This window comes from Streptomyces sp. DF42 (assembly GCF_058267695.1).
In genome coordinates, this window is sequence record NZ_CM177859.1 from 7,823,105 (window position 1) to 7,850,022 (window position 26,918).

At 69.9% G+C, this 26,918-nt stretch carries 24 protein-coding genes; 11 read left to right on the forward strand and 13 right to left on the reverse strand.

From position 1 onward, the window contains the following. Positions 1-65: 65 nt before the first annotated feature. The 3 genes from ACYUED_RS35830 to ACYUED_RS35840 all read left to right on the forward strand — a co-directional run bounded on the left by ACYUED_RS35830 (position 66) and on the right by ACYUED_RS35840 (position 4,881). Positions 66-1,340 carry an MFS transporter gene (locus ACYUED_RS35830; RefSeq protein ID WP_491288741.1) on the forward strand — a complete coding sequence of 425 codons (1,275 nt, stop codon included), beginning with the start codon at positions 66-68 and terminating at the stop codon, positions 1,338-1,340. 173 nt (positions 1,341-1,513) lie between these two features. Then, entirely contained in the window at positions 1,514-3,622 is a 2,109-nt protein-coding gene (locus ACYUED_RS35835; protein WP_491288742.1) for a sensor histidine kinase, read from the forward strand. Continuing rightward, the gene (locus tag ACYUED_RS35840; RefSeq protein WP_491288743.1) at positions 3,622-4,881 is read left to right on the forward strand and encodes an ABC transporter substrate-binding protein; all 1,260 of its coding nucleotides are present in this window, start codon (positions 3,622-3,624) and stop codon (positions 4,879-4,881) included. Before ACYUED_RS35835 ends, ACYUED_RS35840 begins: the two co-directional genes overlap by 1 nt. A gap of 15 nt (positions 4,882-4,896) precedes the next feature. On the opposite strand, the gene ACYUED_RS35845 is transcribed toward ACYUED_RS35840, so the two are convergent. Then, positions 4,897-5,616: a GntR family transcriptional regulator gene (locus ACYUED_RS35845; RefSeq protein ID WP_491288744.1), complete on the reverse strand. Its 720-nt coding sequence runs from the start codon at positions 5,614-5,616 to the stop codon at positions 4,897-4,899. 157 nt (positions 5,617-5,773) lie between these two features. Between ACYUED_RS35845 and ACYUED_RS35850 the strand changes: the two genes are divergently transcribed. From ACYUED_RS35850 to ACYUED_RS35865, 4 genes are all read left to right on the forward strand, one after another. Beyond that, positions 5,774-6,568: a putative hydro-lyase gene (locus tag ACYUED_RS35850; RefSeq protein ID WP_491288745.1), complete on the forward strand. Its 795-nt coding sequence runs from the start codon at positions 5,774-5,776 to the stop codon at positions 6,566-6,568. 68 nt (positions 6,569-6,636) lie between these two features. Continuing rightward, positions 6,637-7,401: a LamB/YcsF family protein gene (locus ACYUED_RS35855; RefSeq protein ID WP_491288746.1), complete on the forward strand. Its 765-nt coding sequence runs from the start codon at positions 6,637-6,639 to the stop codon at positions 7,399-7,401. Then, positions 7,398-8,027: a 5-oxoprolinase subunit B family protein gene (locus tag ACYUED_RS35860; RefSeq protein ID WP_491288747.1), complete on the forward strand. Its 630-nt coding sequence runs from the start codon at positions 7,398-7,400 to the stop codon at positions 8,025-8,027. Before ACYUED_RS35855 ends, ACYUED_RS35860 begins: the two co-directional genes overlap by 4 nt. Next, the gene (locus tag ACYUED_RS35865) at positions 8,024-8,944 is read left to right on the forward strand and encodes a 5-oxoprolinase subunit C family protein (RefSeq protein ID WP_491288748.1); all 921 of its coding nucleotides are present in this window, start codon (positions 8,024-8,026) and stop codon (positions 8,942-8,944) included. The genes ACYUED_RS35860 and ACYUED_RS35865 overlap by 4 nt, the downstream gene beginning before the upstream one ends. On the opposite strand, the gene ACYUED_RS35870 is transcribed toward ACYUED_RS35865, so the two are convergent. After that, positions 8,905-9,363, reverse strand: a complete 459-nt coding sequence (locus tag ACYUED_RS35870; protein ID WP_491288749.1) for a hypothetical protein — start codon at positions 9,361-9,363, stop codon at positions 8,905-8,907. The two genes, ACYUED_RS35865 and ACYUED_RS35870, sit on opposite strands and share 40 nt — an antisense overlap. A 597-nt stretch (positions 9,364-9,960) precedes the next feature. Between ACYUED_RS35870 and ACYUED_RS35875 the strand changes: the two genes are divergently transcribed. The 4 genes from ACYUED_RS35875 to ACYUED_RS35890 all read left to right on the forward strand — a co-directional run bounded on the left by ACYUED_RS35875 (position 9,961) and on the right by ACYUED_RS35890 (position 13,183). Next, positions 9,961-10,662: a hypothetical protein gene (locus ACYUED_RS35875; protein ID WP_491288750.1), complete on the forward strand. Its 702-nt coding sequence runs from the start codon at positions 9,961-9,963 to the stop codon at positions 10,660-10,662. Positions 10,663-10,809: 147 nt separating this feature from the next. Beyond that, entirely contained in the window at positions 10,810-11,505 is a 696-nt protein-coding gene (locus ACYUED_RS35880; protein WP_491294587.1) for a sigma-70 family RNA polymerase sigma factor, read from the forward strand. Positions 11,506-11,605: 100 nt separating this feature from the next. Continuing rightward, positions 11,606-12,535: a GlxA family transcriptional regulator gene (locus ACYUED_RS35885; protein ID WP_491294588.1), complete on the forward strand. Its 930-nt coding sequence runs from the start codon at positions 11,606-11,608 to the stop codon at positions 12,533-12,535. 54 nt (positions 12,536-12,589) lie between these two features. Next, a complete protein-coding gene (locus ACYUED_RS35890) occupies positions 12,590-13,183 on the forward strand; it encodes a DJ-1/PfpI family protein (protein WP_491288751.1) in 594 nt (197 codons plus the stop codon). On the opposite strand, the gene ACYUED_RS35895 is transcribed toward ACYUED_RS35890, so the two are convergent. From ACYUED_RS35895 to ACYUED_RS35945, 11 genes are all read right to left on the reverse strand, one after another. Continuing rightward, positions 13,176-13,979, reverse strand: a complete 804-nt coding sequence (locus ACYUED_RS35895; RefSeq protein ID WP_491288752.1) for an ABC transporter ATP-binding protein — start codon at positions 13,977-13,979, stop codon at positions 13,176-13,178. The two genes, ACYUED_RS35890 and ACYUED_RS35895, sit on opposite strands and share 8 nt — an antisense overlap. Further along, the gene (locus ACYUED_RS35900; RefSeq protein ID WP_491288753.1) at positions 13,976-14,971 is read right to left on the reverse strand and encodes a FecCD family ABC transporter permease; all 996 of its coding nucleotides are present in this window, start codon (positions 14,969-14,971) and stop codon (positions 13,976-13,978) included. The genes ACYUED_RS35895 and ACYUED_RS35900 overlap by 4 nt, the downstream gene beginning before the upstream one ends. Before the next feature lie 44 nt (positions 14,972-15,015). Then, positions 15,016-16,044, reverse strand: coding sequence for an ABC transporter substrate-binding protein (locus tag ACYUED_RS35905; RefSeq protein WP_491288754.1), 1,029 nt, complete (start codon positions 16,042-16,044; stop codon positions 15,016-15,018). Between the two features lie 71 nt (positions 16,045-16,115). After that, a complete protein-coding gene (locus ACYUED_RS35910) occupies positions 16,116-20,372 on the reverse strand; it encodes an amino acid adenylation domain-containing protein (RefSeq protein ID WP_491288755.1) in 4,257 nt (1,418 codons plus the stop codon). Continuing rightward, positions 20,359-20,616 (reverse strand): phosphopantetheine-binding protein, encoded by a 258-nt coding sequence (locus tag ACYUED_RS35915; protein ID WP_491288756.1) that lies wholly within the window; start codon positions 20,614-20,616, stop codon positions 20,359-20,361. Before ACYUED_RS35915 ends, ACYUED_RS35910 begins: the two co-directional genes overlap by 14 nt. 41 nt (positions 20,617-20,657) lie before the next feature. Continuing rightward, a complete protein-coding gene (locus tag ACYUED_RS35920; RefSeq protein WP_491288757.1) occupies positions 20,658-22,250 on the reverse strand; it encodes a long-chain-fatty-acid--CoA ligase in 1,593 nt (530 codons plus the stop codon). Positions 22,251-22,347: 97 nt separating this feature from the next. Then, positions 22,348-22,884 carry a (2E)-enoyl-ACP glycyltransferase gene (gene scoD / locus ACYUED_RS35925; protein ID WP_491288758.1) on the reverse strand — a complete coding sequence of 179 codons (537 nt, stop codon included), beginning with the start codon at positions 22,882-22,884 and terminating at the stop codon, positions 22,348-22,350. Position 22,885: 1 nt separating this feature from the next. After that, a complete protein-coding gene (gene scoE, locus ACYUED_RS35930; RefSeq protein WP_491288759.1) occupies positions 22,886-23,770 on the reverse strand; it encodes a (3R)-3-[(carboxymethyl)amino]fatty acid oxygenase/decarboxylase in 885 nt (294 codons plus the stop codon). Between the two features lie 45 nt (positions 23,771-23,815). After that, entirely contained in the window at positions 23,816-24,052 is a 237-nt protein-coding gene (locus tag ACYUED_RS35935; RefSeq protein WP_491288760.1) for an acyl carrier protein, read from the reverse strand. Next, positions 24,049-25,110, reverse strand: coding sequence for a beta-ketoacyl-ACP synthase III (locus ACYUED_RS35940; protein ID WP_491288761.1), 1,062 nt, complete (start codon positions 25,108-25,110; stop codon positions 24,049-24,051). Before ACYUED_RS35940 ends, ACYUED_RS35935 begins: the two co-directional genes overlap by 4 nt. A gap of 111 nt (positions 25,111-25,221) precedes the next feature. Then, entirely contained in the window at positions 25,222-26,577 is a 1,356-nt protein-coding gene (locus ACYUED_RS35945) for an MFS transporter (protein ID WP_491288762.1), read from the reverse strand. Between the last annotated feature and the right edge of the window lie 341 nt (positions 26,578-26,918).

Sequence of the window (26,918 nt, forward strand, 5' to 3'; positions counted from 1 at the left end):
ACAGGGGATGGACCGACCCATCACCAGCCGCCTCCACTCCCCTTCCCTCCTCCCGTGAGGTCTCCATGACAACCACGCCCACCAGTTCCCCAGCCGTCGCGGAGGACGCGACCGGCCGATTCGCCTGGTACCGGTCGTTCTCCCCGCAGGGGCGCCGCGCCTTCAAGGGAGCGTTCGGCGGGTACGCCCTCGACGCCTACGACTTCCAGGTGCTCCCGCTCAGCATGGTGGCGATGGCGGCCTACTTCAGCCTCACCACGGCGCAGACGGGCCTGCTGACCACGGTCACGCTGCTGGTGTCCGCGCTCGGCGGCATTCTGGCGGGCCTGCTGATGGACCGGGTCGGCCGAGTGAAGACGCTCATGATCACGGTGGGCACCTACGCCTTCTTCACCGTGCTGTGCGGCTTCGCCGTCAACTACCCGATGCTGCTGGTGTCCCGGGCTTTCCAGGGCCTCGGGTTCGGCGGTGAGTGGGCGGCCGGGGCCGTGCTGGTGGCCGAGTACGCCAAGTCCCGCTACCGAGGCAAGGTGCTGGCGTTCATCCAGAGTTCCTGGGCGGTCGGCTGGGGCCTCGCCGTGATCGTGTCGACGATCGTGATGGACAACCTCGACCCCTCCATCAGCTGGCGGGTGATGTTCTGGACGGGCGCCCTGCCCGCGCTGCTGCTGGTGTACGTGCGCCGCAACATCAAGGACGCCCCCGAGGTGACCGAGCGGCTGGCGAGCAAGGAGGCGCGGGTTCCGCTGTCGTCGATCTTCAAGGGCAACCTCGCCCGCAAGACGCTCTTCGCGACGATTCTCGCCACCGGGGTGCAGGGCGGCTACTACACCATCGCCACCTGGCTGCCCACGTACCTCAAGGTCGAGCGCGGCCTCACCGTGGTCGGCACCGGCAGCTACCTCTTCATGCTCATCACCGGCGCCTTCCTGGGCTACCTCGCCGCCGGCTACATCACCGACGCGCTCGGACGCAAGAAGACCTTCGCCCTCTTCGCGGTACTCAGCGCCGGCCTGCTGCTGGCCTACATCAACATCCCGCAGGGTGCCAACACCACGCTGCTGTTCCTCGGCTTCCCCCTGGGCTTCTGCGCCTCCGCCATCTTCTCCGGGTTCGGTGCCTTCCTGGCCGAGTTGTACCCGGGCGCGGTCCGTGGCACCGGCCAGAGCTTCACGTACAACGTCGGCCGCGCCCTCGGCGCCTTCTTCCCCACCGCGGTCGGCTTCACCGCGGGCAGCGCGGGCGTCGGCGGCGCCCTGATCTACGGCGTCATCGGCTACGCCATCGCTCTGGTCGCCCTCCTGGGACTGCCGGAGACCCGCGGCACCGAACTCACCTGAGGCGCCCCGCCACAGGTGCGCATCGTCTTGCGCGGCGCCCCGGGGCCACAGGTCCGATGACCCGTGCCCCGGGGCGCCGCCGCGCACAGGAGAGGCTTCATCCCTTGTCCCCGAGAGCCGGCGGGACCCGCCGCACGAGACCTCGTCCCCGGCGCCGGCCCGATCCACAAGCAGTGCGCCACCTCGCCCGGCCCAAGAACTGGCGAGTACGCAACAAACTCACAGCCGTCGTCCTGGTCCCCGGTCTCCTCGCCTGCTTCCTCGCGACCGTGAGCCTTTCCCGGACCATCGGCGATGCCGGCGACTACGGGCGGTTCGCCGCACTGGCCCGTCTCCAGCGCCCGGCCCTCGGTCTCGTCCACGCTCTTCAGGACGAGCGTGACGCCACGGCCGCGTTCGTCGCCGGACGGCGCGAGGGCTCGCACGGCGGCCTCGGCGAGCGGCGCGCCGCGGCCGACACCGCCGCCGTCGCCTACCGCGGGGCGGCGGGCGCCCTCGACACCTCCGGTGATCCGCGACTGCGGACGGCGTTGCGCAGGGCGTCGGAGGAGTTGCGCACCCTGGGCGAGCTGCGTACTGCGGTGGACCGGGCCGGGCTGACCCAGGGCGCGATCGTTTCCGGCTACACGGTCATGCTCAGCAGACTGATGGACCTCGGCCCGGTCCTCGGCGAGCACAACGGTGGTGGCGCGTCCGCGCAACGGGCGCGGGCCCTCAACGCCCTGTCCGTCGCCGTGGAGAACACCAGCCGGGTCCGGGCGGAGCTGAACGCCGTGCTGACCAACGGGACATTCCTCGTCGGCCAGTTCCCGGACTACGCCGGCGCGGTCGCTCGTCAGCAGGAATCCGTGGACGACTTCCTTGCCACGACGAGCCAGTCGCAGCGCACCCTGTACGCCGACTCCGTCAAGGGGACCTCGGTCAGTGCCGCCCAGGCCATCCAGGAGCGGGCCACCGAGCAGGCCCAGGCCCGCCGGATCAGCATCGAGCCGGCCCGGTGGGAGAAGGCCTCCGGGCACAAGATCGAACTCATGCGCACGGTCGAGTCCCGGATCCTGGACGAACTGATCACCGTCAGCGACGCGTCGCGCACCTCACGGCGGTGGGTCGCGTGGTGGGGTGCGGCAGGCATGCTGGCCATGTTCCTGGCGACCGGATGTCTGGTCACCGCGGTGGTCCGGTCGATGACCCGTCCTCTGAGGACACTGCGGGCCTCCGCACTCGACGTCGCCCACCACCGTCTGCCCGAGGCGCTCGAACGGCTGCGGCAGGCGGACGCCGACGACCTGGGCGACTTCCGGGCCACACCCACCCCGGTGGTGTCCGAGGACGAGATCGGCGAGGTGGCCGAGGCGTTCGACGCCGTGCAGAACGCGGCCGTACGGCTGGCCACCGACCAGGCCGCGCTCCGCTCCCACATCAACGGGATGTTCGTGCACCTCTCCCGACGCAATCAGCGTCTGGTGGGCAAGCTCCTCACCGAGATCGGGGACCTCGAACAGGACGAGCGGGACCCCGAGCGCCTGGGGCGGCTGTTCCGGCTGGACCACCTGGCCACGCAGATGCTGCGTACCGACGAGAGCCTGCTGGTGCTCGCGGGTTCGGACGCCGGACGCGGATGGGACCGCCCCATGCCGCTGTCGGAGGTCCTGCTCGCCGCCAGCGCCGAGGTGGAGCAGTACACCCGGGTCGTCTGCCGCCCCGCTGTCGAGGCGGACATCGCGGGTGACGCCGTGACCGACCTGGTGCACCTCCTCGCGGAGCTGATGGAGAACGCCACGCACTTCTCCGGCCCCCACTCCGCCGTCACCGTGGCGTGCGGCGTGCCTCACGACCGTGCCGCCGACCTGGTGATCTCCATCGTGGACGAGGGGGTGGGGATGACCGCTCGGGACAGGGCGGCCACCAACCATCGGCTGGCCTCGGTACGCGCCTTCGATCCCGAGGCAGGCCAGAGCATGGGCCTGTTCGTGGTCAGCCGCCTCGCGTCCAAACACGGCGTCTCGGTCGCCCTCGTCCCCTCACCCCGGCAGGGGACCACGGCTCTGGTGCGGGTGCCCGGTCACCTGCTGGCCAGGCTTGAGCATCCTGCAGCCGACGAGTTCCGGCAGACAGCGGCCAAGGCCCCTGGGCAAGCCCTCCCGTCGCAGTCCTCACCTGGGGAGCCCGCGTTCGGCTCGGCACAGGACTGGCTGGTCCACCGCCGCTTCTCCGACGGACTGCACACCGACGCCCACCACACACCGCCATCCGTACCGTTCACTGCAGAAGGACAAGCGTGATGCCGAGACCCGCTGTCAGCACGGTCGCCGTCCTCTGTTCGGCTCTGCTGCTCACCTCCGCCTGCACAGGGGACCCCGTGGCAAGAACCCCGGCCACCGTGCCCATCGGGTTCCTGGCCCCGCTGTCCGGCCCCTCGGCCACCGTGGGCGCCGACACCCGGCGAGGCGCCGAACTGGCGGTGAAGATCGTCAACGAGGACCTGACATCCGTCCCGCTGCCACTCGGCCCGGGAGAGGGGCTTCCTCGGGCTGACCACCCGAGGATCAGGCTGCTGACCGCCGACACCGCCGCCTCCGGAACGACCGGCGCCGGACAGGTGCAGCGACTGGTGAGCGACCAGGGCGCGGTGGCCGTGGCCGGCGGGTACGAATCGGCGGTCACCCAAGCGGCCAGTGCGCGGGCCGAGGAGTTGAAGGTCCCCTTTGTCAACGGCGGATCCTCGGCGGCGTCGCTGACCGAGCGGGGCCTGGACTGGTTCTTCCGCACGGGCCCCTCCGACCTGAGCTATGGCCGGGTGGTGTTCTCGCTGCTCAAGGAGCGCCAGAGCGAAGGCACGGCCGTACGGCGCATCGCTGTCGTCCACATGGACGACCAGTACGGCAACGACGGACTGTCCATGATCAAGCGCTTCGCCTCCCAGATCGACGGCGATGTCGTGGCCGATGTCGGGGTCGACGCCGAGTCCACCGGCCTTTCGGGGGCGGTGGAAGAGGTGAAGGCCTCGGCTCCCGATGTCGTGCTGACCCTCCTGTACACGCCGCAGGCGCTCGCACTGAGCGACGACTTCCACGCCGCGTCGTATGAGCCGCCGGCTCTCATGGCCTTCGGAGCGGGCTATGCCGACGCGGACTTCGTCAAGAAGGAGGGAGGCGACGCGGAAGGGGTGTGCAGTCGGTTCGCCTGGTCCGCGGACCTGGCCGCGCACAATCCCGCGGCCCGGGCCGTCGCCGACCTCTACCGGACGACGTACCACCGCCCCATGAACGACGACGCCGCGCGCGCGTTCACCGCGGTGATGACCCTGGCCCAGGCGGTCGACGAGGCGGCATCCCTCACCCCCGCGGACATCCGTTCCGCCTTGGTGAACCTCGACGTCCCGGGGCGGGACACGATCATGCCGTGGGATGGGGTGAGGTTCGACGACAACCATCAGAACATCGGTGCCCGAGGCGTCGTGGAGCAGGTCCAGAAGGGGAGCTACCGCCTGGTCTACCCGTTCGACGTGGCCCGCGCGCGGCTGCGGTGGCCCATGTCGTAGGTGCCTGCTGCAGCGTTACCCGGCCTGGTCCCGGTCCCCTTCGGCCGTGCCCAGTCCGGAGTGTGTCCGGACGAGTTCCTGCTCGGCGTCGTTGAGGTAGTCGGCGAGCAGGAGCTCCGCCTTCACGGTGGCGCCGGCCCTGAGAGCGGCGAGGATGTCCCGGTTGCGCGCCAGGTAGGGCCCGTGGAACCCGTGCAGACCGCCCATCGCGTGGAAGGCGAGGCGCAGTTCCGCCAGCACGCCACGCATCAGTTCGTTCAGGCGGACGCTCTTGCCGAGGGCCACCACCGCCTCATGGAAGTGGGTGTTGGCGGTTCCGACCCGGAGCCAGTCGCCTTCCTCGGCGGCTTGTTCCGCCTCGGCGATCGCGGCCTCGGCACCCGCCAGATCGTAGGGCGGGGCGCCCAGGTGGCGGACCACCGCACATTCGATGAGCCGACGCACCTGGTAGATGTCGACGACGTCCTGGACGGTGAGCATCCGGACGAAGACCCCGCGGTTGAGCTCGTGGACCAGCAGCTTTTCGTGCGTGAGCAGGCGGAACGCCTCTCGAAGGGTGTTTCGCGAGATCCCGAGCGCTTTGCCGATGGTGTCTTCGGAGAGCTTGCTGCCCGGCGCGAGGTGGCCCTCCGAGATGCGGGTGCGCAGGATGTCGGCGACCCGCTCGGCGGTACTGGAGCGCCCCAGCAGTACGCGATCCCCCACAAGCACGGCCGGGTCCAGTTCGGCAGCCATATTCTCGGTCCTCCCCGTCATGGTGCTCCGGGGCCAGTCAACCGAAAACTCAGGGATGAAACAACACGACTCTTGTCGGATTGTTCAACAATACTCTAGTCTGCAGTGGGGGTCGCCTGACCCGTCCTCCGCTTCCCCTCGTCGAAAGGATCCGCCGGTGGCAACCGTCGCTCATCCCGCAACCCTGAGCCCCGCCCAGGCCCGGGAGCTGTTCCGAAACGGCATGAGTCGGCCCACCACCGGGTGGTGCGGGGGCTTCACCCAGGCCAACCTGATCACGGTGCCCGCCGACTGGGCCTACGACGTGCTGCTGTTCTGCCAGCGCAACCCCAAGCCATGTCCGGTACTCGACGTCACGGACCCCGGCTCCTGGTCCACCACACTCGCCCCGGACGCCGATCTGCGGACCGACGTGCCGCGCTACCGCGTCTGGGAGCACGGCCGGCTGATCGACGAGCCGGCGGACGTCGTCGGTCACTGGCGCGAGGACCTGGTCACCTTCCTGATCGGATGCAGCTTCACCTTCGAGACCGCCCTGCACGAGGCGGGCGTACCACTGCGTCACGTCGACCAGGGACGCAACGTCGCGATGTACCGGAGCGCCCGCGCATGCCGGCCCGCGGGGCGGCTGCACGGCCCCATGGTCGTGTCGATGCGGCAGGTCCCGGCCGACCTGGTGGACACGGCGATCCGCGTCAGTGAGCGGATGCCCGCGGTTCACGGCGGTCCGGTACACACCGGAGACCCCGCGGCCCTGGGCATCGACGACCTCAACCGCCCCGACTTCGGAGATCCGGTGGAGGCCGAACCCGGCGACGTTCCGGTCTTCTGGGCGTGCGGCGTCACCCCGCAGGCCGCCCTGATGGCATCGCGGCCTCCCTTCGCCATCACCCACGCTCCCGGATACATGCTGATCACGGATGCGCGGGACACCGACTACCGCGTCGGATGAAGCGGACAGAGCGAACTCAGGTGATGAGCACGGAACATGTGCGGCCGCAAGGAGAACAGGCACCAGGTATGACAGACGTCGTGATCGATCTCAACGCGGATCTCGCGGAGGGCTACGGCCGGTGGGCCCTCACCGACGACGAGGCCATGTTGGAGCTGGTGACCAGCGCGAATGTCGCCTGCGGCTTCCACGCGGGCGATCCCGGCATCATGCGCCGGGTCTGTGACGCGGCCGTCGAGCGGGGGGTGCGGATCGGGGCCCAGGTCTCCTACCGGGATCTGGCCGGATTCGGGCGCCGTGCCATGGACGTTCCCGCCGACGAACTGGCCGACGAGGTCACCTACCAGATCGGTGCCCTCCAGGTGTTCGCCCGCGCCGCCGGGGGAGACGTCGCCTACGTCAAGCCGCACGGAGCGCTCTACAACCGGGTGGTCTCCGACCCCGAACAGGCCGCCGCCGTCGCGAAGGGCACCAGGCACGCCGACTCCCGACTGACCGTGCTGTGCCTGCCCGACTCGGCCATGCACCGAGCGGCCGCCGAAGAAGGGCTGGCCGTGGTCTGCGAAGCCTTCGCGGACCGCGCCTACACCGCAACGGGAACCCTGGTGCCGCGCGGCACACCCGGCGCCGTGATCAGTGACTTCGTTCAGGTCGTCCGGCAGGCGGTCGCGCTGGCCCGCGACGGCCACACCACCGCGCTCACCGGTGAGCCGGTACGGATCCGAGCGAGGTCCCTGTGCCTGCATGGTGACACCCCAGGGGCGGTCGACCTCGCGCTCCAGGTGCGCACGGCACTGCGGGACGCGGGAGTCAGGCTGGAGGCGTTCGTATGAGGCTGCTGCCGGTCGGGCAGGACTCGCTGCTCGTCGATCTGGACGGACCGGACGAGGCGCAGGCATGGCATGCCGAACTGCTGCGCCGCATCGGTGCGGGCGCCCTCGCGCCGGTGCGGGAGATCGTGCCGGGGGAGAAGACCGTGCTGCTGTACGGCGTGCGCGATGTCCCCCGCTTCCAGGCGGAGTTGCTCCGCTGGTCCGCACCCCCGTCGGCGACGGACAGCGGCGAGCTGGTGGAGATTCCCGTGCGGTACGACGGGGCCGACCTGGGCGCGGTGGCCGAGCTCTGGGGCATGAGCGAGGACGAGGTGGTACGTGTGCACAGCGGCACCGAACACCGGGTGGCGTTCTCCGGTTTCGCCCCGGGATTCGCGTACATGACGGGACTGGGCGAGCCCTACGGCGTGCCCCGCCGGGCAGAGCCGCGCACCTCGGTGCCGGCCGGGTCGGTGGCCCTGGCCGGCCATTACACCGGCATCTACCCCCGGAGCTCGCCGGGCGGGTGGCAGTTGATCGGCAGGACGTCGGTGACGCTGTGGGACCTGGACCGGCAGCCGGCGGCCCTGCTCGTGCCGGGCACCCGGGTGCGTTACGTGCCTGTCTCAGAGGAGGTGACCGCATGAGTGACGGCAAGGTGGACGTGGTGCGAGCCGGGGCGCTGACCACCGTCCAGGACCAGGGACGGTTCGGGCACGCGGCGCTCGGCGTACCCCGCTCGGGCGCCCTGGACCAGCCGGCCCACCGGCTGGCGAACCGGCTGGTGGGCAACCCCGCCGACGCCGCCACCCTGGAGACCACCTTGACCGGCGTGGCCGTACGCGCCACCCGGCCGGTGACCGTGGCCGTCACCGGGGCACCCGCCCCGGTACGCGTCGACGGCCGGCCGGCGGCATGGGGCAGCCCCGTCCACCTGCCGGCCGGTGCGGTGCTCGACGTGGGCACCGCCACCTTCGGGCTGCGCGGCTATCTCGCCCTGAGCGGAGGCATCGCCGTAACCCCGGTCCTCGGCAGCCGCTCCACCGACCTGCTGTCCGGGCTGGGCCCCGCCCCCCTCAAGGACGGCGACGTCCTGCCCCTGGGCGAACCGGCGGGCGTCGGCCCACCCCACCACCACCTGGCCCTGTGGGACGGGCCCCCGCGTGAACTGGTGCTCCCGGTGCTGTTCGGCCCGCGCGACGACTGGTTCACCGCCGCCGCCGTGCGCACCCTCGCGGCGAGCCGCTTCTCCGTGTCCCCCAACAGCAACCGCATCGCCCTGCGGATGAACGGACCCGCCCTGGAACGAGCGGTGGACGGCGAACTCCCCAGCGAGGGCATGGTGCTCGGCGCCGTCCAGGTACCGCCCGACGGCAGGCCCGTGCTCTTCCTCGCCGACTCCCCCACCACCGGCGGATACCCTGTCATCGGCGTCGTCCCCGAGCCCAGCCTGTCCGCCGCCGCCCAGGCCCCGCCGGGCCTTCCCGTCCGCTTCGTGCCGCTGCGGGACCGCCGCCCCGCGGTTTACACACCGGCAGAACCGGCCCACGGGCCGACACGTTGACCCGGCGCGAGCGGGAGACCGCCGAGCTGGTCGCCGTGCGCAGGCAGCGGGAGGGCACATCGGGTGGTGGACGCCCTGGCGTCCCGGGTGTGCCCGACGGTCGGCGCCCGGTAGGTGTCCTGCGCGCCGAACCGGTGTTGGCACAGGGCCAGCGGCTCCGTGCCCAGATCCACCGGATCGGCGGGCGGGCCCTTGTGCAGGAAGTCGGCCCAGCGGGCGACCTCGGGCGACCCGGCGTCAATCCTGGCGACGTGCTCGCGGTCCAGGCGACAGAAGTCGACGTAGGAGCCGACCTCGGGCAGGTTCGCCTCGGTCCCGGCCAGCTCGGCGGCGTAACAGGACCGCAGTTCGTCGTAGATGTCCTGGTGTCTCGCCTCCGCTGTCAGGTGTGCGGTGACCAGCGTCCTTCGGCGGTGCAAGCGGAATCCTCGCCATCGACTCCGGCGGGCCCGACCCTCGCTTTCGCGACCAGGCAGCGGGCTGGATCTCCGGGCCGACCATCCCAGAGAGCATGCCCGCCACCAGGATCAGGTCACGGCGCGGTTGACTACATCGAAGCAGCCTTGGCTGCCCCTTGGGGGGTCACGTTCGCAGGTCGCGAGCCAGTTCCGGCCTATACGGCGGCGCACCGCATTCCGGCCAAGGCCGCTCCCGTCCTTTGCACTGTGAAAGCCCGTTCGGGGCTTCGTCACCGGAGTCTCGTCGTGCTGACTCCGTAGCGGTGGTTTTCCGTAGGCTCTTCGGTTGCCGTGTATCTGGACGAGCAGCGCCTCGGGACCTCGGCCATTCGCACGTGCCGTGGCCATGGCGGAAGCACCCAGGAGATGCAATCCCTCTCAGGGGGTCGGCTCGAAGGCGCGTTGAGTTCCCCGGCTTGGCCAAGTGCTGAATCACACCGGTCTCTTTGAGTGGGGCACCCGGTGAATTTGCGTACTGATCCGTAACGACCGCGGTTCGGGTGCAAGGATGAGCCTGTCATGGATGCCGGGTGGTGTGCGCGTACGGTACGGGCCGCAGTGTTCGCGGCCGTGTGCGTGCTGCTCGCTGCCGTGGGGCACATCATGATGTCGGGCTGCGCTGTGCCCTGGTGGGCACTGCTGGCCGGGTTCGTGTCAACGGGCGGTGCCGGCTGCGTATGTGCCGGCCGGGAACGCGGGCTGACGCTGATCGTGACGCTCGTGGTCGGGGCCCAGACAGCGCTCCACTGGGGATTCTCGCTCGCGCAGTCCGCGGTGGCGCCGACCGCCTCAGGCTCGGCCGGCGGTGGAATGGGCGCGATGCCGATGGGCTCCATGGGGCACGACATGAGTTCCATGGACATGGGCTCCATGGACATGAGTGGCATGCACGCGCACTCCATGTCCATGGAGATGCCCATGGGTTTGAGCCACTTGGTTCACACGGGCGCAGGTGAGGGCGGCCTGTGGCACTGGCTGGTGAGCGGCGTACCGTCGCTCGGCATGTCCGGGGCTCACCTGGTGGCCGCCGTGCTGTGCGGCCTGTGGCTGGGGTATGGCGAGCGTGTCGCGTACCGTCTGCTGCGCGCCGTGGGCGGGTGGCTGGCCGCACCCTTGCGGCTGGTGCTCACCCTGCCCGCGCTGCCGCGTCGCCCGCGCCGTCTGGTGCGACGGAGGCGTTCGCGCTGGGCGCCGTACCGTCTTCATGTCGTTCACGCGATCACTACTCGGGGACCTCCCACGAGAACCGCTGTCATCTAGAACAGCAGTTTCCCGAGGCCGCGTTCGGTGTCGTCGACACCTCGCCTCGGTTCACGGTCGTGCCCGCGCACGGTCGCCGTCCCCTTGTTGCTGGAACCGGCGTGTTCTCGTGCCGCCCTTCCATGCGTGATTCGCGAAGGACACAAGGTGCTTGCTCCTGCCCTGCCCGCATTACGTGGGTCCCTCAAGAAACGTAAGAAGCACGACAAGACCGAAGAAGTCGACCAACTGATCACCGGATGGGCGTTGGAGGCCCGAGGCGGCGATGCGGATGCCGTCGAGCGGTTCATCCGGGCCCTGCACTGCGACGTGCTGCGCTACGTCGCCCACTTGAGCGCGGACCCGCAGTCGGCGGACGACCTGACCCAGGAGACGTTCATACGGGCGCTGGGCAGCCTGCACCGGTTCGAGGGACGTTCCTCAGCTCGGGCCTGGCTGCTGTCGATCGCGCGTCGGGCTGTGATCGATGATTTCCGGCGTGCCGCCGCACGGCCCCGTCTGGCCGATCGTCATGACTGGCGGCAGGCTGTCGAACAGACCCAGTCGGTCGACGTGCCGGGGTTCGAGGAGGGCATCGCCCTCCTCGACCTGCTGGCCACGCTGCCGGACGAGCGTCGTGAGGCGTTCATCCTCACCCAGTTGGTCGGCCTGTCGTACGCGGAAGCGGCTGAAGTCGCCGACTGCCCGGTCGGGACGATCCGTTCCCGTGTGGCCCGGGCCCGCGCGACGCTTCTGGAACTGCTCGCCGAGCCGGAACAGCCCTGTACAGAAAACGGTGACCCGCTGCCGGCCATCCGGCCGTCCCACTCGGCGGTAGCCGTCCTGGCAGCCGCTGCGGCCTGATCGGGAGGCTCGGTGCGTGCCCTGGAGGGGAGGCACCGAGCCTCCCCTCGGACCCCCAATTCACCGAGAGGACAGGCTCTTGAAAGAGCGTCACTCCGTAGTGATCTTTCTCTTCGATGAGGTCCAGAGCCTTGGGTTCTCAGGCCCGGCAGACGTCTTCTCATGCGCCAACGAGATGATCTCGACGAGCCTCCGGTACGACGTCCGGACGGCCTCGTACGACGGTGCCGCGGTCCGCACGTCGAGTGGCCTGACGGTGATGCCGCACTGCGGAGTCGCGGGTATCGGTGATGTCGGCACATTGATCGTGCCGAATGCGGACGCGATTCCGGCGCTCGAAGCGGAGGCCGCCCGGGCTCTCGGCGCTCTGGCCGACCGGGCTCAGCGGATCGTGTCGGTGGGCACAGGTGCCTTCCTGATCACGGAGGCGGGCGTTCTTGACGGCCGCAGGATCACCACGGACTGGGCCATGTCCGATGAACTCGCCCGCCGTTTCCCGGACATCACGGTGGACTCCCGCGACACGGTGGTGAAGGACGGCCATGTGACAACCGCGGGAGGCGGCACTTCCGCCATTGAGATGGCGCTGTCCTTGGTCGAGGAGGACCTTGGGCGTGATGCCGCACAGGAGATAGCCCAGTTCCTCGTGACCCATCTCAGGAAGCCCGGCGGACAGGCCCAGTTCGCTGACTCGCCGGTCCGCCAGGCGCGGAGCCTCGCCCTGCGCCAGTTGCAGCGGCAGGTTCACGCCGATCCCGGGGCGGACTGGACCCTGCGATCGCTGTCCCTTCACGCCGGCCTGTCCGAGCGCCATCTCAGCCGCCGGTTCCGCGCCGAGACCGGCATGACGGCACGGGAGTACGTGGAGCGCGCCCGGGTGGCCGTCGCCTCCCGCCTGCTGATCGAGACCTCGCAGAGCGCCGAACTGATCGCGCGCGAGACCGGATTCGGCACCGAGGCCACGATGCGCACGTCATTCCTTCGGGTGCTTCAGGTCGCGCCTCTCGAGTACCGGCGCCGGTTCTCGTGACAAGGTGGGCCGCGAACCAGTCAGCCCGCAGGGAGAGTTGGTGAGTTCGTCGGCATGGGGTCTTCGCTGACCGTCGGTGTCTTCGTGTTCGAGGACGCCGAGGAACTCGATGTCGTCGGCCCGTGGGAGGTTCTCGGTTTCTGGGCCGCGCACGTCGCCACGGCTCCCGTCCGCCTGGTCACGGTCGGCCGGGAGGCAGGGTGGGTGCGCTGCGCCAAGGGCCTTCGCCTGGGCGTGGACCACGACCTTGCCACGGCTCCCGCGCTGGACGTGCTGATCCACCCGGGCGGTGACGGCACGCGTGTACTCACGAACGACAGCGCACACCATGACTGGCTCAGGGAACTGCACGATCAAGAGGTGCTGCTGGCGAGCGTGTGCACCGGTTCGCTCGTGCTGGCGGCGGCCGGGCTGCTGAAGGGCCGCCCCGCGACCACGCACCGTGACTTCGCCGGGAAACTGGCGGGCATCGACGGCACGATCGACGTCCGTGCCTCCGACCGGTATGTGGACGACGGCGACATCGTCACCAGCGCGGGCGTGTCCGCCGGCCTCGACATGGCCTTCCACCTGGTGGAGCGGCTCGACAGCGCCGAGGCGGCGACCGAGGTCCGCCGGGGGACGCAGTACGACCGGCCCGTCAGCTGACTTTTGCCTCCGACAGCCGCTCCAGGGCGAGGGGCTGGGCTCCGTAGGTGATGCGTACGACGCCGTCGGCGTGGCGGTCGGCCGTGGCGGCGACGCCGAACACCTCGCGCAGGAGATCGGGCGTCAGCACGTCCAGGACCGGGCCCGCGGCCACCACGTGGCCCGAGTGGAGTGCTACCAGGTGGTCGCACAGGCGGGCGGCCAGGTCGAGGTCGTGCAGGACGGCGAGGGTCGTGATGCCGGTCGCCCGGATGAGGTCGAGGACTTCGAAGCGGGCGCGGATGTCGAGGTGGTTGGTGAGTTCGTCGAGGACGAGGAGCCGGGGTTGCTGAGCGAGTGCGCGCGCGAGCAGCACGCGTTGGCGTTCGCCGCCGGACAGGCTGGTGACATCGCGTTCGGCCATGTGCCGGATTCCGCACAGGTCGAGAGCCTCGTCCACGGCCTCGTGGTCCTCGGTGCTGTCGCGGCCGATGAGTCCGTGGTGCGGGGTGCGGCCGAGGGCGACGACCTCGGTGACGCACATGCCGGTCGGGCTGCTGCTGGCGTCCTGGAGGACGGCGGCGGTGCGGCGGGCGGCGCTGCGTGCGGTCAGTCCCCATACGTCGTCGCCGTCCACCCGCACCACGCCGCGGTGGGGGCGCAGGGAGCGGTAGACGGTCCGCAGCAGTGTGGACTTGCCGCTGCCGTTGGGGCCGATGAGGCCGACTACGTCGCCGGGCTGGGCCTCCAGGTGCACGTCGTGGAGGATCGGGCGGTGGCCGAGTTCGACGTGGATCTGTTCGACGGTGAGCTTCATACGGTGTCCAGGCTCTTGTTGCGGCGCAGCAGCCACAGGAAGAAGGGTGCCCCGAACAGGGCGGTGAGGATGCCCAGGGGCAGTTCGTTGGGGCGGTTGACGGTGCGGGAGAGCAGGTCGACGACGACCAGGTAGACGGCGCCGACCAGGGCGGCCTGGGGCAGCAGCCTGCGATGGTCGGCGCCGGTCGTGAGACGCACCAGGTGGGGGATCATCAGGCCGACGAAGCCGATCCCGCCGGCCACGGCTATGACCGTGCCGGTCACCAGGGAGGACAGCGCCAGCAGGACGGCGCGCAGCCGGTGTACGTCGACGCCGAGAGCGGTGGCCGACTCGTCGCCGACGAGCAGCGCGTTGAGCCGACGGCCGAAGAGGGTCAGGACCACCGTGGTGGTGAGGACGACGGTGGTCACGACGGGAAGTTGCCCCCACTGCGCGCCGGCGACGCTGCCCAGCATCCAGAACATCACCGTGCGCAGTTCGGTCGGGGTGGCCCGCAGTTGCAGGTAGCTGGTGGCCGCGAGGAACAAGTAGCCCACGGCCACTCCGGAGAGGACCAGGCGGGTGGGTGCGAGGCGTCCTTGTTTCTGACCGAGGAGGAAGACCAGAGCGGCCGCTGCGGCGGCTCCGAGGAAGGCGGCCGAGGACACGCCGAGCCCGCCGAGCGCGCCGCTGGTGAGCGTGATGACGAGCACGGCCCCGAGCGATGCACCGGACGAGACGCCCAGCACGTATGGGTCGGCGAGCGGGTTGGCGACGACCGCTTGCAGGACCACACCGGCGACGGCCAGGCCGGCGCCGACCAGCGCGGCCAGCACGACCCGCGGGGTGCGGAAGTTCCAGACGATCTGGTCCATGGCCGGGTCCGTGACGGTCCCGCCGCCGGTCAGATGGCGCCAGATGATCCGCCACACCTCACCCACCGGTACGGTCACCGCCCCGATGCTGATCGCCACGATCATGGCGCCCACGAGCACGGCCAGCAGCACCACCAGGGCCAGGACGGGGTTGAGCCGCTTGCGTCGGCCCGATGGAGTCAGAAGGCGCCCGGGTGCAGTACCTTGGCGATCTTCTCCACGGCCAGGTCGTTGCTGGGCCCGAGGTAGATCGAGTCGGACAGCACGAGGGAGCGCTTGTTCTTCGCGGCCGGCCACTGGGGGAACTCCTTGAGCAGTTTGCGGGCGTACGCCTCGGGGTTCGGGTCGTTGTAGCTGATCACCACGAGGGCATCCACCTGCTCGGCGGCGACCTTCTCCTTGCTCAGGTCGGCGAAGGCGGTCTTGGAAGTGGAGGAGAAGGCGTTGCTGCCTCCGGCTTTGGTGAGGATGTCGTTCCAGATGCCGTGGGCCGCGATGGAGCTGAAGTCGTTGCCGCCCATGCTCATGTTGGAGAAGACCACCATGACGTTGGGCTTCTTCTCGCCCTTCACCTTGGCCGACACGTCGCCGATCCGCTTGCGTGACTCGGTGATGAGCTTCTCGGCGCGACCGCTGACGTTGAAGATCTTCCCCAGATCGCGCAGCAGTTGATAGCTGTCGCCGATGGTCATGTGGGAGGTGTCCTGGTCACAACCCTGCGGGGACACATAGGAGTTGGCGCCGACCGCCTTGAGGTCGTCACGGGTCGCGAAGCCGTTCTTGGCGTCGAAGCCGTACGACGTGGTGGACAGCACGAGGTCCGGGCTCAGGCCCAGCATCGCCTCGCGGGGGATGTCGTAGGCGTCGTTGAGCTCGATGTTGCCGGTGGGCAGCTTCTTGATGGCCGCGGCCCGGCCCGGGACCTCGGAGCGGCCGTAGGACTGCTCGTTCGCCACGATGCGGTCACCGAGCCCCAGCGCCAGTAGCGAGGAGACCTCGGCGACGGAGGCACCGTTCATGGCGACCACCCGGCTGGGGGCCTTGGTGAACGTGGTGGTCTGTCCGCAGTTCTTGAGGGTGACCGGATATCCGGGGGCGCTCGCGTCCGCGGCGGCCTTGGCCGTCGGGGACGACGAGGCCCCGCATGCCGTGGCGGCCAGACACAGGGCGCCGGCCAGGGCCACGGCAGCGGGCCGTTTCGTCTGCACACGATCTCCTTGGGACGGGAAAGGACTCCGCTCAAGTAGTCGGTGCGGGGTGGGCCTGAGTTCCCAAGAAGTCAGACGTTCCGCCCTGCGGGGGGTGGCAGGATCCCGTTTTTGACACAGTGGTCCAGATATCGGAACACCAGTGCTCGATCGGCCTGCGGGCAGGAGATCCCGGTGCCTTCGAGCCCGCGCAGAACGTGGTCCGCTCGGACGCGGCCCAGCGCGAGCTTCGGCTCGGCATCTTCGTCGGCGGCGAGTGAGTCGAAGAATGCTCCGGTCGTCGCCGCCACGTCGGCGGAGCGGGGCAGTTCCCGGCGCCACTGCGTCAGCGGGATCTGCTTGACGGCGTACCCGTACTCCTGCACCCAGTCGTACACGTCGGCCAGCCGTACGGGGGCGACGGGGGCGTGGTTGAAGACCGTGCCGGGTGCGGCGGTCAGGGACAGCCGGACTACGGCGCGGGCGACGTAGTCCGCCGGGGTCCACACCTCGGCGTCGAACAGGTCGGGCACGATGCCGGCCGGGATGCCGGAGGCCAGGACGCTCCACAGGAAGTCCCGCCGGTTCACCTGGCCGGTGTCCGGGGCTCCCGTCACGCGGCCCAGGCGGTGCAGGGTGACGGGGAGACCGCGTTCGGCGGCCTGTTCCAGGAGGCGTTCGGACGCCCACTTGGACTGCTGGTAGCCGCTGCCCAGCCCCAGGTGCGGCGGGAAGAACGTCTCGGGCACCTCCGGACTCCGGCTGCGGGGCGGGGCGACGGACAGCGTCGACACCAGGTGGACCGGGATCGAGCGTGCGGAGGCCATCCGCAGCAGCCGGCGGGTGGATTCGGTGTTGGCGGCGCGCAGGCTGCCGTAGTCGCGCATGATGCTGACCGTCGCCGCGTTGTGGAGGACGGCGTCGCAGGTCTCGGCCAGTTCGGCGAGCCGGGCGGCACCGAGCCCCAGGTCCGGGCGGCTGAGGTCGGCGGGGACGGCGGTGATCCGTTCGGCGCCCGCCGGCAGCGGGATCTCCTGAGCGGCCAGGGCCTGACGGATGCGGTCGGCGGCCTCGGCGGGGGTCGCGGCCCGGACCGGGCAGACGATCTCGGCGTCGGTGGCACTGAGCAGCTCGGCGAGCAGATGCGGGCCGACGAAGCCGGTCGCACCCGTGAGCAGAATGGTGCGTGGTGTTCCGGTCACGCGGGGCGAGGCGCCGGGCCGGATGTCGTCGTCCAGGACAGAGTCGGCCAGGACGGCCTCGGGCAACGCGGACGCGGCAGCCGGGGCGCCCTCGCGGCGCTCCAGGCGGTGTGCGAGGTCGGCGGCCGTCGGATGCTCGAAGAGCCAGGCGACACGGACCTCCCGCTCCAGCTCCACGCCGAGCCGGTTGGCAACCTGGATCGCCTGGAGCGACTGGGCGCCGAGGTCGAAGAAGTCGTCCTCCGGGGTCATTCGCTCAACGCCCAGGATCTGGGCCCAGATACGGACGATGGTCGCTTCCAGGCCGCCCACTTCCTCCACCGGGACAGCCTGCTCTTCCACGACCGTGCTGAGGGCGTTCCTGTCGATCTTCCCCGTGCTCGTGCGGGGCAGCCGGTCGGTGAACTCCACGGCTGACGGAACCATCGCCGCCGGCAGGACCTTCCGCAGCCCCTCACGCACCTCAGCGGCGGTGGGCTGGGGATCCTCCGCGACGACGTAGGCGGCCAACCGCCTTGTCCCGTCCGGCGACACCTGCCCGACGACAGCGGCTTCCCGGACGCTCGGCTGGGCGAGGAGGGCGGCTTCGACCTCGGAGGGATGGACGCGATGTCCGCTGATCTTGAATTCGTCGTCCGCCCGTCCGAGGAACCGCAGTTGTCCGTCGTCGCCGAGGCGCACCAAGTCGCCCGTGCGGAAGGCCCTTGGACTGCCGGGTAGTTGGGGGAGCGCTGCGAACCGGGCGTCGTCTGGCTCGTCCGCACCGCGATAGCCCAGGGCCAGGGCGTCGCCGAGGAGGTATAGCTCGCCGCCGACGATCGCCGCTCGCATGCCGGGCAGCGGGACCCCGATCGGTACGTCGCCCGGATCCGCAGAGGCTTTGTGGAGTGCGGCGACCGTGGCCACGACCGTCGCCTCGGTCGGGCCGTACGTGTTGAACAGCCGTACTGATGTGCCGACAGCGCTCCGCCAGCGGTCGACCCGTTCAGGCAGGGCTGCCTCTCCTCCGATGATGACGGTCCGCACCCCGTCGGGCAGCGGAGTCGTACCGGTGGAGACCGTGTACGCCAGTTCGTGCCAGTAGGCCGTGGGCAGATCCAGCACGCTGATCCGCAGCCGGCCGACCGCGCGCAGGAACTGGGGCACCGACTCGGTCATCTCGCGGGTGCGTATGACGAGGGTGGCGCCCGCGCACAGGGTGAGGAAAACCTCCTCGACGCTGGCGTCGAAGTGCAGGGGCGCGAACTGCAGGACGCGGTCCTCGCGGCGCACGTCGTAGCGGTGTGCGGCACCTGCGACGAAGGTGGCCAGCGCGCCGTGGCTGATCTCCACGCCCTTGGGCCGGCCGGTGGAGCCCGAGGTGTGGATGAGGTAGGCCGGATCGGCCGCCGTTCCCGACGGGGCGAGCGATGCCTCGGCGCCCTCGCCGGGGCCGTCGAGCAGGAGGGCGGGCCGAGCTTCGAAGCGGGCGGCGTATGCGCTGTGGGTGAGGATGAGCGAGGGCCGGGCGCTGTCCAGGAGCGCTTGCGTCCTCGTTCCGGGGGCGTCGGGGTCGAGCGGGCAGTAGGCAGCGCCCGAGAGCAGGACGCCGAGGATGGCGGTGACGGCGTCGATGCCGCGCGGCAGGGCGACGGCAACGACCGCGCCGGGACCGACGCCCCGGGCGGCGAGGCGTCGCGCCAGCTGTCGCGCGGAGCCGAACAACTCCGCGTAGGTGATGCTCCGTCCGTCGTACTCGACCGCGGTGGCGCCACCGCGCCGGGCGGCATGGTCGGCGATGAGGCTCAGCACCGGCCGGGCCGGGCCGGGCAGCGGTCCGCCGTCCAGGACGGTGCACGGGCGTCGGCCGATCGCACGGTCCGGTGCCGCGAGGGCCTCGCGCAGCAGTGCCCATAGCCCCTGCTGGTGCGTGGCCAGGTCCGTCTCGTCGTACAGCTCCGGATTGGCGTCGACGGCGATTCGCAGCCCCGAGCCCTCGGCCCGGTCGTACACGTTGACCGCGAGGTCGTCGACGGGCCCCGCGGAGACGTTGTGGACCGTGCTGCGATGGCCTGCGAACCGGAGGTCGTACTCGAAGGGCATGATGTTCACGCCCGGCCCTGACAGCCGTCGCTTGCCGCCGACCAACTTCAGGTCCCGCCGCAGCTCTTCGTAGCGGTACCTCTGGTGCGGCCGGCCGGCCCGGAGCTCCGCGGCCACCCTGGTGGCCAGGTCCCGCAGGCCGTCCTGCTCGTCCACCGCGAGGCGGAGGGGAAGGATGTTGCGCACCATGCAGGGCACACGCAGGGACACCGATCCGAGGCGGCCCATGGCCGGAAGGCTCAGCACGACCTCGGGGGCGCCGCTGACCCGGTGGATGTAGGCGGCGGTGACGGCGAGCAGGAGATCGGACCACGTCACCGACAAGTCGTCGGCGACGGCGCGCAGCCGCTTTGTCTCGTCGGGATCCAGGTCGACGACGCGGCGCAGGAAGGTGCGGGCGGGAAGCGCCAGTTCGGCGGCGAGACTGGGGACCGCCGGGCGGTCCGCGAAACGCTCCGTCCAGTAGGAGCGGTTCTTGGTGAAACGCTCCGAGGCGCGGTAGGCGGCCTCCTCCTGCCGGACCGACTCCAGGGTGCCGAAGCCGCTCTCGCCCAACGGGGCGTCCTCCACCAGGGCCGTGTACACCTGCGCCACGCGGCGCGCGACCAGGGACAGGCCGAATCCGTCGAGCGCGATGTGGTGGACGCGGTGATACCAGAGGAACTCGTCGGGAGCCGTACGCAGCAGGGCATGGCCGAACACCGGGTCGCGTTCCAGGTCGAGGGGGCGGGCCAGGTCCTGGGCCATCCATGCGAGGGCGGCCTGCTGCGGGTCGGCTGCGCTGGTCAGGTCGGCGAGGTGCGGTTCCCACTCGATGCCGGGGACGCTCACCTGCCAGGGCCGGCCCGTCTCGTCGGTGACGAAGCGGACGTTCAGAGCCTCGGCCTCCGCCACGGCGTGGCGCAGCGCCTTCTCGAATGCCGTCGGGTCCACCGAGCCGTGGATGTGCACGTATTCGGCGGTGTTGTAGGCAGGGCTGTCGGGATCGAGGTGGTGACCGGTCCAGATGCCCTCCTGGGCGGCAAGGAGCGGGTGGCGCTCGGCGCGCGGGTCAGGCGTCGGCATGGGACGCTCCCGCCTGGCGTTCGGACAGCAGCTGCCACCACTCGCCGAAAGAGGTGCGCTCGGCGAGCTCGACGAAGCTCACCTCCGCACCGGCGCCCCGCCAGCGCTCGGCGAGGGTGGTGATGCGCAGCGAGTCCAGGCCGGCGTCCAGGGGGTTTTCGTCCAGGTCGACTTCGTCCGGTTGCTGGTGCAGGAACTCCGCCAGATCCGCGCGGAAGGCGGCCGGCGTCAGGGGCTCAGGCATGGTGTTCTCTCTTGATAGCCGCACGGGGTGGCGGGTGCCGGTCAGTTGACCTTGCGGTCGGCGTCGCTCCAGAAGCGGTCGCGCAGTTCACGGCGGAGGATCTTGCCGCTGGGGTTGCGCGGGACGTGCTCGATGAACTCGTAGGCCGCGGGCAGCTTGAACGCGGCCAGGCGGTCGACGAGGAACCGGTGCAGGTCCCGTGGGGAGGGTTCCTGCCCGGCCACGGGCACGACGAAGGCGTGGACCTTCTCGCCCCACCGCTCGTCGGGGGCGCCCACGATCACCGCCTCGACCACCCCTGGGTGACGCTCCAGGACGTTCTCGATCTCGGCGGGGTAGACGTTCTCGCCTGCGACGAGGATCGCGTCCTTGATGCGGTCCTGGATGAAGAGGTAGCCGTCCTCGTCGACGTATCCGGCGTCGCCGGTGTGGATCCAGCCGTCGACGAGGGTCTCGGCGCTCTTGTCGGGCAGAGCCCAGTACTCGACCATGTGGGCCGGCGTGGCCAGACAGATCTCACCGACGGCACCCGTCGGCAGTTCCTTGCCGTCCCCGTCGATGACCTTGCTGCCGACCCCCGGATACGGGTGCCCCGCGGCCTTCATCCGGGGGTGGCCGGGGACGTGGTCGGCGGGCGGCAGGCATACGGCGGTGTTGCCGGTCTCGGTCAGGCCGTAGATCTGGGCGAACTCGCTGCCGAACATGGCCAGGCTCTCTTCGAGGAGGGCCTCGGAGATCGGCGAGCCGCCGTAGACGATCTTGCGGAGGGTGGTGAAGTCGTCCGGCTTCACGCCGGGTTCGGCCAGCATCATGCGCAGCATGGCGGGGACCACGCAGGCGGTGGTGATGCCCCTGTCGCGGATGAGGTCGATCGCATCCCGGGGGGCGAATGCGCGCATCGCGACCACGGTGACGCCGGCGTTGAAGTTCTGGGTGGCCCACCACAGGCCGCCGACGTGGAAGCCGGGGATGCCGACCAGGGCGACGTCGCCGACTCGCCAGTCGATCCAGTCGAGTTGCTCGCTCGCCAGGGCGTTGCGGATGGCGAAGAAGCTCCGGTGGGCGAGGACAACTCCCTTGGGCAGGCCGGTGGTTCCGCTGGTGTAGAGCTGGGCGACCGGTGTGTCGGGGGTGGGGGAGGAGGCCGGTTCGGTGTCCGGGTGGTCCGCCTTCCAGGCGGCGAAGCCGTCTCCCGTGCCCAGCCGGACGACCGTCTTCGGCGGGGCGGTCGGCAGCCGGTCGAGGACGGGCGCGAACTCGTCCTCCAGGAAGAGCAGTTCGCTGCCGGAGTCCTGGAGGATGTGGCTGACCTCCGGGGCGGTCAGCCGCCAGTTGATGGGCACCAGAACGGTCTCGCTCTTGGCGCATCCGAAGAGGATCTCGTAGTAGTGCTCGGATTCCTTGCCCAGGTAGGCGACACGGGCGCCGGGAGCGGCACCGGCCTCGCGGATGGCGTGGGCGATGCGGTTGCTCTCACCGTGCAGCTGTGCGTAGGTGAGGTCGCGGTTCTCGCAGGTGACGGCGGTGACCTGCGGGCTGTGTGCGGCGTGGAAGCGTGCCGTGTCGACGAGGGTCTTGAGCTCAGGGTGGTGCAGCATTTCGCCGGGTGTCCCGGGCGCGGACGGTTCGGCCATGGGCGGGCCTGCCTCTCGTTCTGCTCTCGGTCTGCCGGAGGGCGTGCCGCCGCCACCGAACGCGGCGGCGGCACGCCGAGGTGCGGCTGCCGCGTGTCTACGGGGCGTTGACGAAGGCGAGTTTCACGTTGCCGTCGCACCGGCCGCCGGTGTCGTCCCAGTACCGGTAGGCGGTCTCGGCGACAAGCAGCGGTTCGCCGCCCGGCGAGCGCCGCTCCACGGACAGGAACTCGATCTCTCCGGAGAAGGAACGCGCGTTGATGGGACGCCGGAAGCTGCCGCTGAAGCGGGCGATCAGGATGTCCGGCAGCTGATGGCGCCAGTAGTCGTCCAGCGTCCAGCCGGCGAACTCCTCCAGCAGTCCCTCTTTCACCGCCTTGGCGACGGTGTAATACATCATCTGGTTGTAGCTGATGTTGACTTCGACGGCGTTGAGATGGCCGGTGTCGTCGATGTAGCAGGACTCCGGGATGGCCAGATCGCAGCGCGCGGACACGAGGCTGGACCGGGTGCTCACCACCGCGGACCGCAGGTACTTGCAGTGCGCCTTGTACGGCCTCAGGACCTGGGGCAGCAGTTCGTCGTCGTTGCCGTAGTCCTGCGCGGGCGGCTTGTGCTGTACGGACGTTCGCATCTCACGCGACCTCGTCGTAGAGCTTGCGCGCGTCGTGCACGGTCACCCGGAAGGAGACGGTCGGCTCCGGGGTGGTGGTGTGCCGGGCGCGGTGGATCAGGCTGCGGTTGTCCCAGACCAGGAGGTCGTCCTTCTCGAAGGTCTGCAGGTGGATGTTGGGGTGGTCGAAGGAGTCGTCGAGCTGGCCGGTGGCCTCGAAGAGGCGGTGGAGCAGGTCGGTCTCCAGCGGCTTGCCGTCCTCGTCCTCCATGCCGATGGTGAAGCCCTCGCTGATGTAGAGGACGGTCTCGCCGGTCATGGGGTGGACGAAGACACTGGGCTTGACCACCGGCGGGGTCTTGGTGTCGACCTCCTCGATGATCTCCGAGATCGGCCGGTAGACGTCCGAGGGCCGGATCTTGAAGTACTTGCGCACCGAGTGCTGGGAGAAGGTGCCCGCCACTTCCTTCTTGAGATCCTCGGGAAGCTGCTCGTACGCCTTGCCCATGTCGATGAAGTAGGTCCCCCGGTTCTTCTCCGGGATGACCTGCGGGTAGATGAACGTCAGGCCGAACGGATCCGGCATGAACTGGTAGTCGGCGTGCCAGAACTTCCCCGTCTTCGGCACGCCTATCTGCTTGCCGTCCTCGGGCACGTTGGAGGAGACGAATATCTCCTCGACCTCGGGGTGCTTGTACATCGGCTCGTAGTAGGTCTCGGGACGGCCGAACAGCTTGCCAAGCTCCAGGAACTGACGGGGCGCCAGGTTCTGGTTCTTCAGGACGACGATCTTCTTCGTGTAGACGGCCGCCTTGATGGCGTCGATGTCCTCCGCGGAAGCAGCGGCGTGGTCGAACCCTTCGACCGTGGCGCCGATTTCCTTGCCCGTGACGTCCTTGATCTGCATGATCCCCGCTCTCGGTAGAGGTTGTGGTAGTGGCGGCGACGGTGGCTACTGGGCGAGCTTCGAGTCGATGAGCTTGGTGGTCGCGCCGAGGGTGAGGTCTTCCTCGAGTTCGTTGTCGTCGATGTGGATTCCGAGTTCGCGCTCGATGCGCATGCTGATCTCGACCATCGTCAGAGAGTCGACGTCCAGCTGGGCGAAGGTGACGTCCGGACTGATCCGGTCGCGCGGCGCGTCGTGCAGTTTCGTGACGATCTCGACCAGTTGGTCGTAGGTGGTGCTCATGGCTCCTGCGTTCCTCCTGTGTCGTGCGGGTGATCGGTCCGGGCGAGAGCGGGCCACGTCAGGAGGCAGGACCCCCAGGTGAGCCCACCGCCGAACGCGGTGAGCAGCACGCGTTCGCCCGCGTGGATGGTGTGCTGGGCAGCCGCATCGGCCAGGGCGAGCGGGATCGATGCGGCGCCGGTGTTGCCCACGGACTCGACGTTGGTAACCAGCCGTTCCGGGGGCAGTCCGAGGTCCTCCGCCACCGAGCGAAGGATGCGCAGGTTGGCCTGGTGGGGGACGACGCGGTCGATGTCGTCGACCTTGCGGTCGGCCAGCGTGAGCGTGGCCCGGGCGGAGGCCGTCATGCGGGTGACCGCGTGACGGTAGACCTCCTTGCCGCGCATGGCGAAGTGGTGGTCCTGCGGGGCGATTGGACCGGAGGCCGAGCGCTGCCGTGAACCGCCGGCGGCAACCATGATCAGTTCCTCGCCGGCGCCGTCGCTGCCGAGGTCGAAGTGGCCGACGGCGCCGGGTTCGTCGGCGTGGCCGGCGCGCAGGACGACGGCTCCGGCACCGTCGCCGAAGATGATCGCGTTGGTCCGGTCGTCCGGATCGACGATCGTGGAGTAGGTGTCCGAGCCGATCAGCAGTACGCGTTCGGCCACTCCAGCCGCGATGAGACCTGCGGCCGAGGCCAGTCCGTAGACGAACCCGGTGCAGACGGCGCTGACGTCGAAGGCCGCTTTCCCGGTCAGACCGAGACGGTCGGCCACGAGAGGGGCCGTGGCGGGGCACGAGCGGTCCGGAGTCGTCGTGGCGACGACGACGGCATCCACGTCTTCCATGCCCGCGGATCGCAGGGCCCGCCGGCCTGCCTCCACGGCCAGGTCGGAGGTGGCCTGGCCGGGTTCGGCGAAGTGGCGTCGGCCGATTCCGGTGCGAGCGCGGATCCAGGTGTCGCTGGTGTCGAGCCGCCCGGCGAGTTCCTCGTTGGTCACGACACGCGGCGGGAGCCAGCCTGCCAGCCCGCACAGGACGGCAGCACGATCGTGCAGTGGGGTTGGAGGTGCAGACATGCTGAGCGGTCGGTCAAGGGTGCTGGACACAAGGGCTCCTAGGTCTCCTGGCATGAGTGAGGGGATGTCTGGGGTGGCGGGTACGGAACGGTCGTAGGAGGACGGGCGTGCTCAGACGTCCGCGCGCCTTCGAAAGGGCAGCAGGGCCACGGCGCCGAGACAGATTCCGGCTGCGATGACGTATGCGGCAGCACGGACTCCGTCGAGCAGGCCGGCGGCCGTCAGTTCGTGGCTGCCGGTGCCGGCGACAGCCACCAGGACGGCCAGGCCCACGGCGCTGCCGACCTGCAGGGTGGTGGAGGCCAGGCCCGACGCGATGCCCTGGTCCTGGGCTGGGATGCCGGTGGAGGCCGCGATCCACATGCCCGTCCAGGTGGCACCTTGTCCCAGGCTGAGCAGCACGATCCCGGGCAGCAGGCGGGCATAGGAGCCGTCGGCACTGAATGCGAGGGCGAGGAGCAGGGCGCCGACGGCGCCGGCCGCCATGCCGCCCAGCAGCATGGAGTGCACGCCCAGCGCGGCAACGGCCCTCTCGCCGACCTTCGTTCCGACGGCGACGACGACGGCCGGTACGAGGAAGGCGGCTCCCGTGGCCATGGCGCTGTAGCCGTGCACCGTCTGGAAGTACAGGGTCAGGAAGTACGGCAGCGAGCTGAACGTGGCGCTGAACAGTGCGGTCAGCACCATGGCGCCCAGCAGGCTGCGGTGGCGGAACAGGTGCCCTGGCGTCAGTGGGGCGTGGCTGCGGGTCTCGACGAGGACGAACAGGGACAGCGAGATCACCGAGAGGGCCGTGCATATGAGGACGCCGCGGCTGCTCCAGCCGGCCTCCGGTGCATGGATGAGGACGAAGACGAGCAGCGTGATGCCCGCGGTGGCGGTCAGCGCGCCCGGGAGGTCGAAGTCCCGCTGCCGCGGCGGTGGACCGTCCGCGGGGAAGAGGATCGTTCCGGCTAGCGCGATGGCCCCGGCCAGCGGCACGTTGACGAGAAACACCGCCGGCCAGCCGAAGGCGTCGACGAGCACCCCGCCCAGCAGCGATCCGAAGCACAGCCCGCCCGCCCCGGCGGCGCCCCACGTGGCCAGCGCCCGGTTACGGCTGGGGCCTTCCTCGTAAAGGGTGTTGATGAGTGAGAGGGCGGCGGGGAACAGCAGCGAACCACCGATGCCCTGCACCGCGCGCACCGCGACCAGCACGCCCCCCGCTTCCGACAGACCGCCCACCAGCGAGGAGACCGCGTACAGCAGGGCGGCGACGACGAAGACCCTGCGCCGTCCCAGCAGATCCGTGGCCCGGCCGCCGAGGAGCAGGAACCCACCGGTCGTCACGACGTAGGCGCTGACCACCCACTGCAGGTCCTGTCCCGAGAAGCCGAGCGCGCTGCCGATGCTGGGGAGGGCGACGTACACGATGTTGTAGTCGAGCGAGATGACCAGTTGCGCGGCGGCCAGGACAAGTAGCGGCAACCCGAGGCGCTGGTGCGACGGAGCAGATGGCGAATTCACTGCAGGCATTGCGGAACGATTCCCCCTAAGAATCCGTCCCCTGAAACAGGACGGCGGCTCACCCTCGGATCGTGGCTCACTTCCTCCGCCAGCCACAAGCACTCTCCTCCCAATTTCGGACTGGCTTGCGAGTCGGTTGTGAGAATCGTTCACTTCTTCGTTGAAGGTCGAACATCTGAGACGGTCGCTCCTGGGGTCGCGATGGAACATGCCAGGTGAGCTTGCAGATTTAGAGGACGAGGCGTGCGGCCGGCGTGTGCGTTGATGGCGGAGGGGTGGGTTCCCTATTCGGCAAGTCGGCT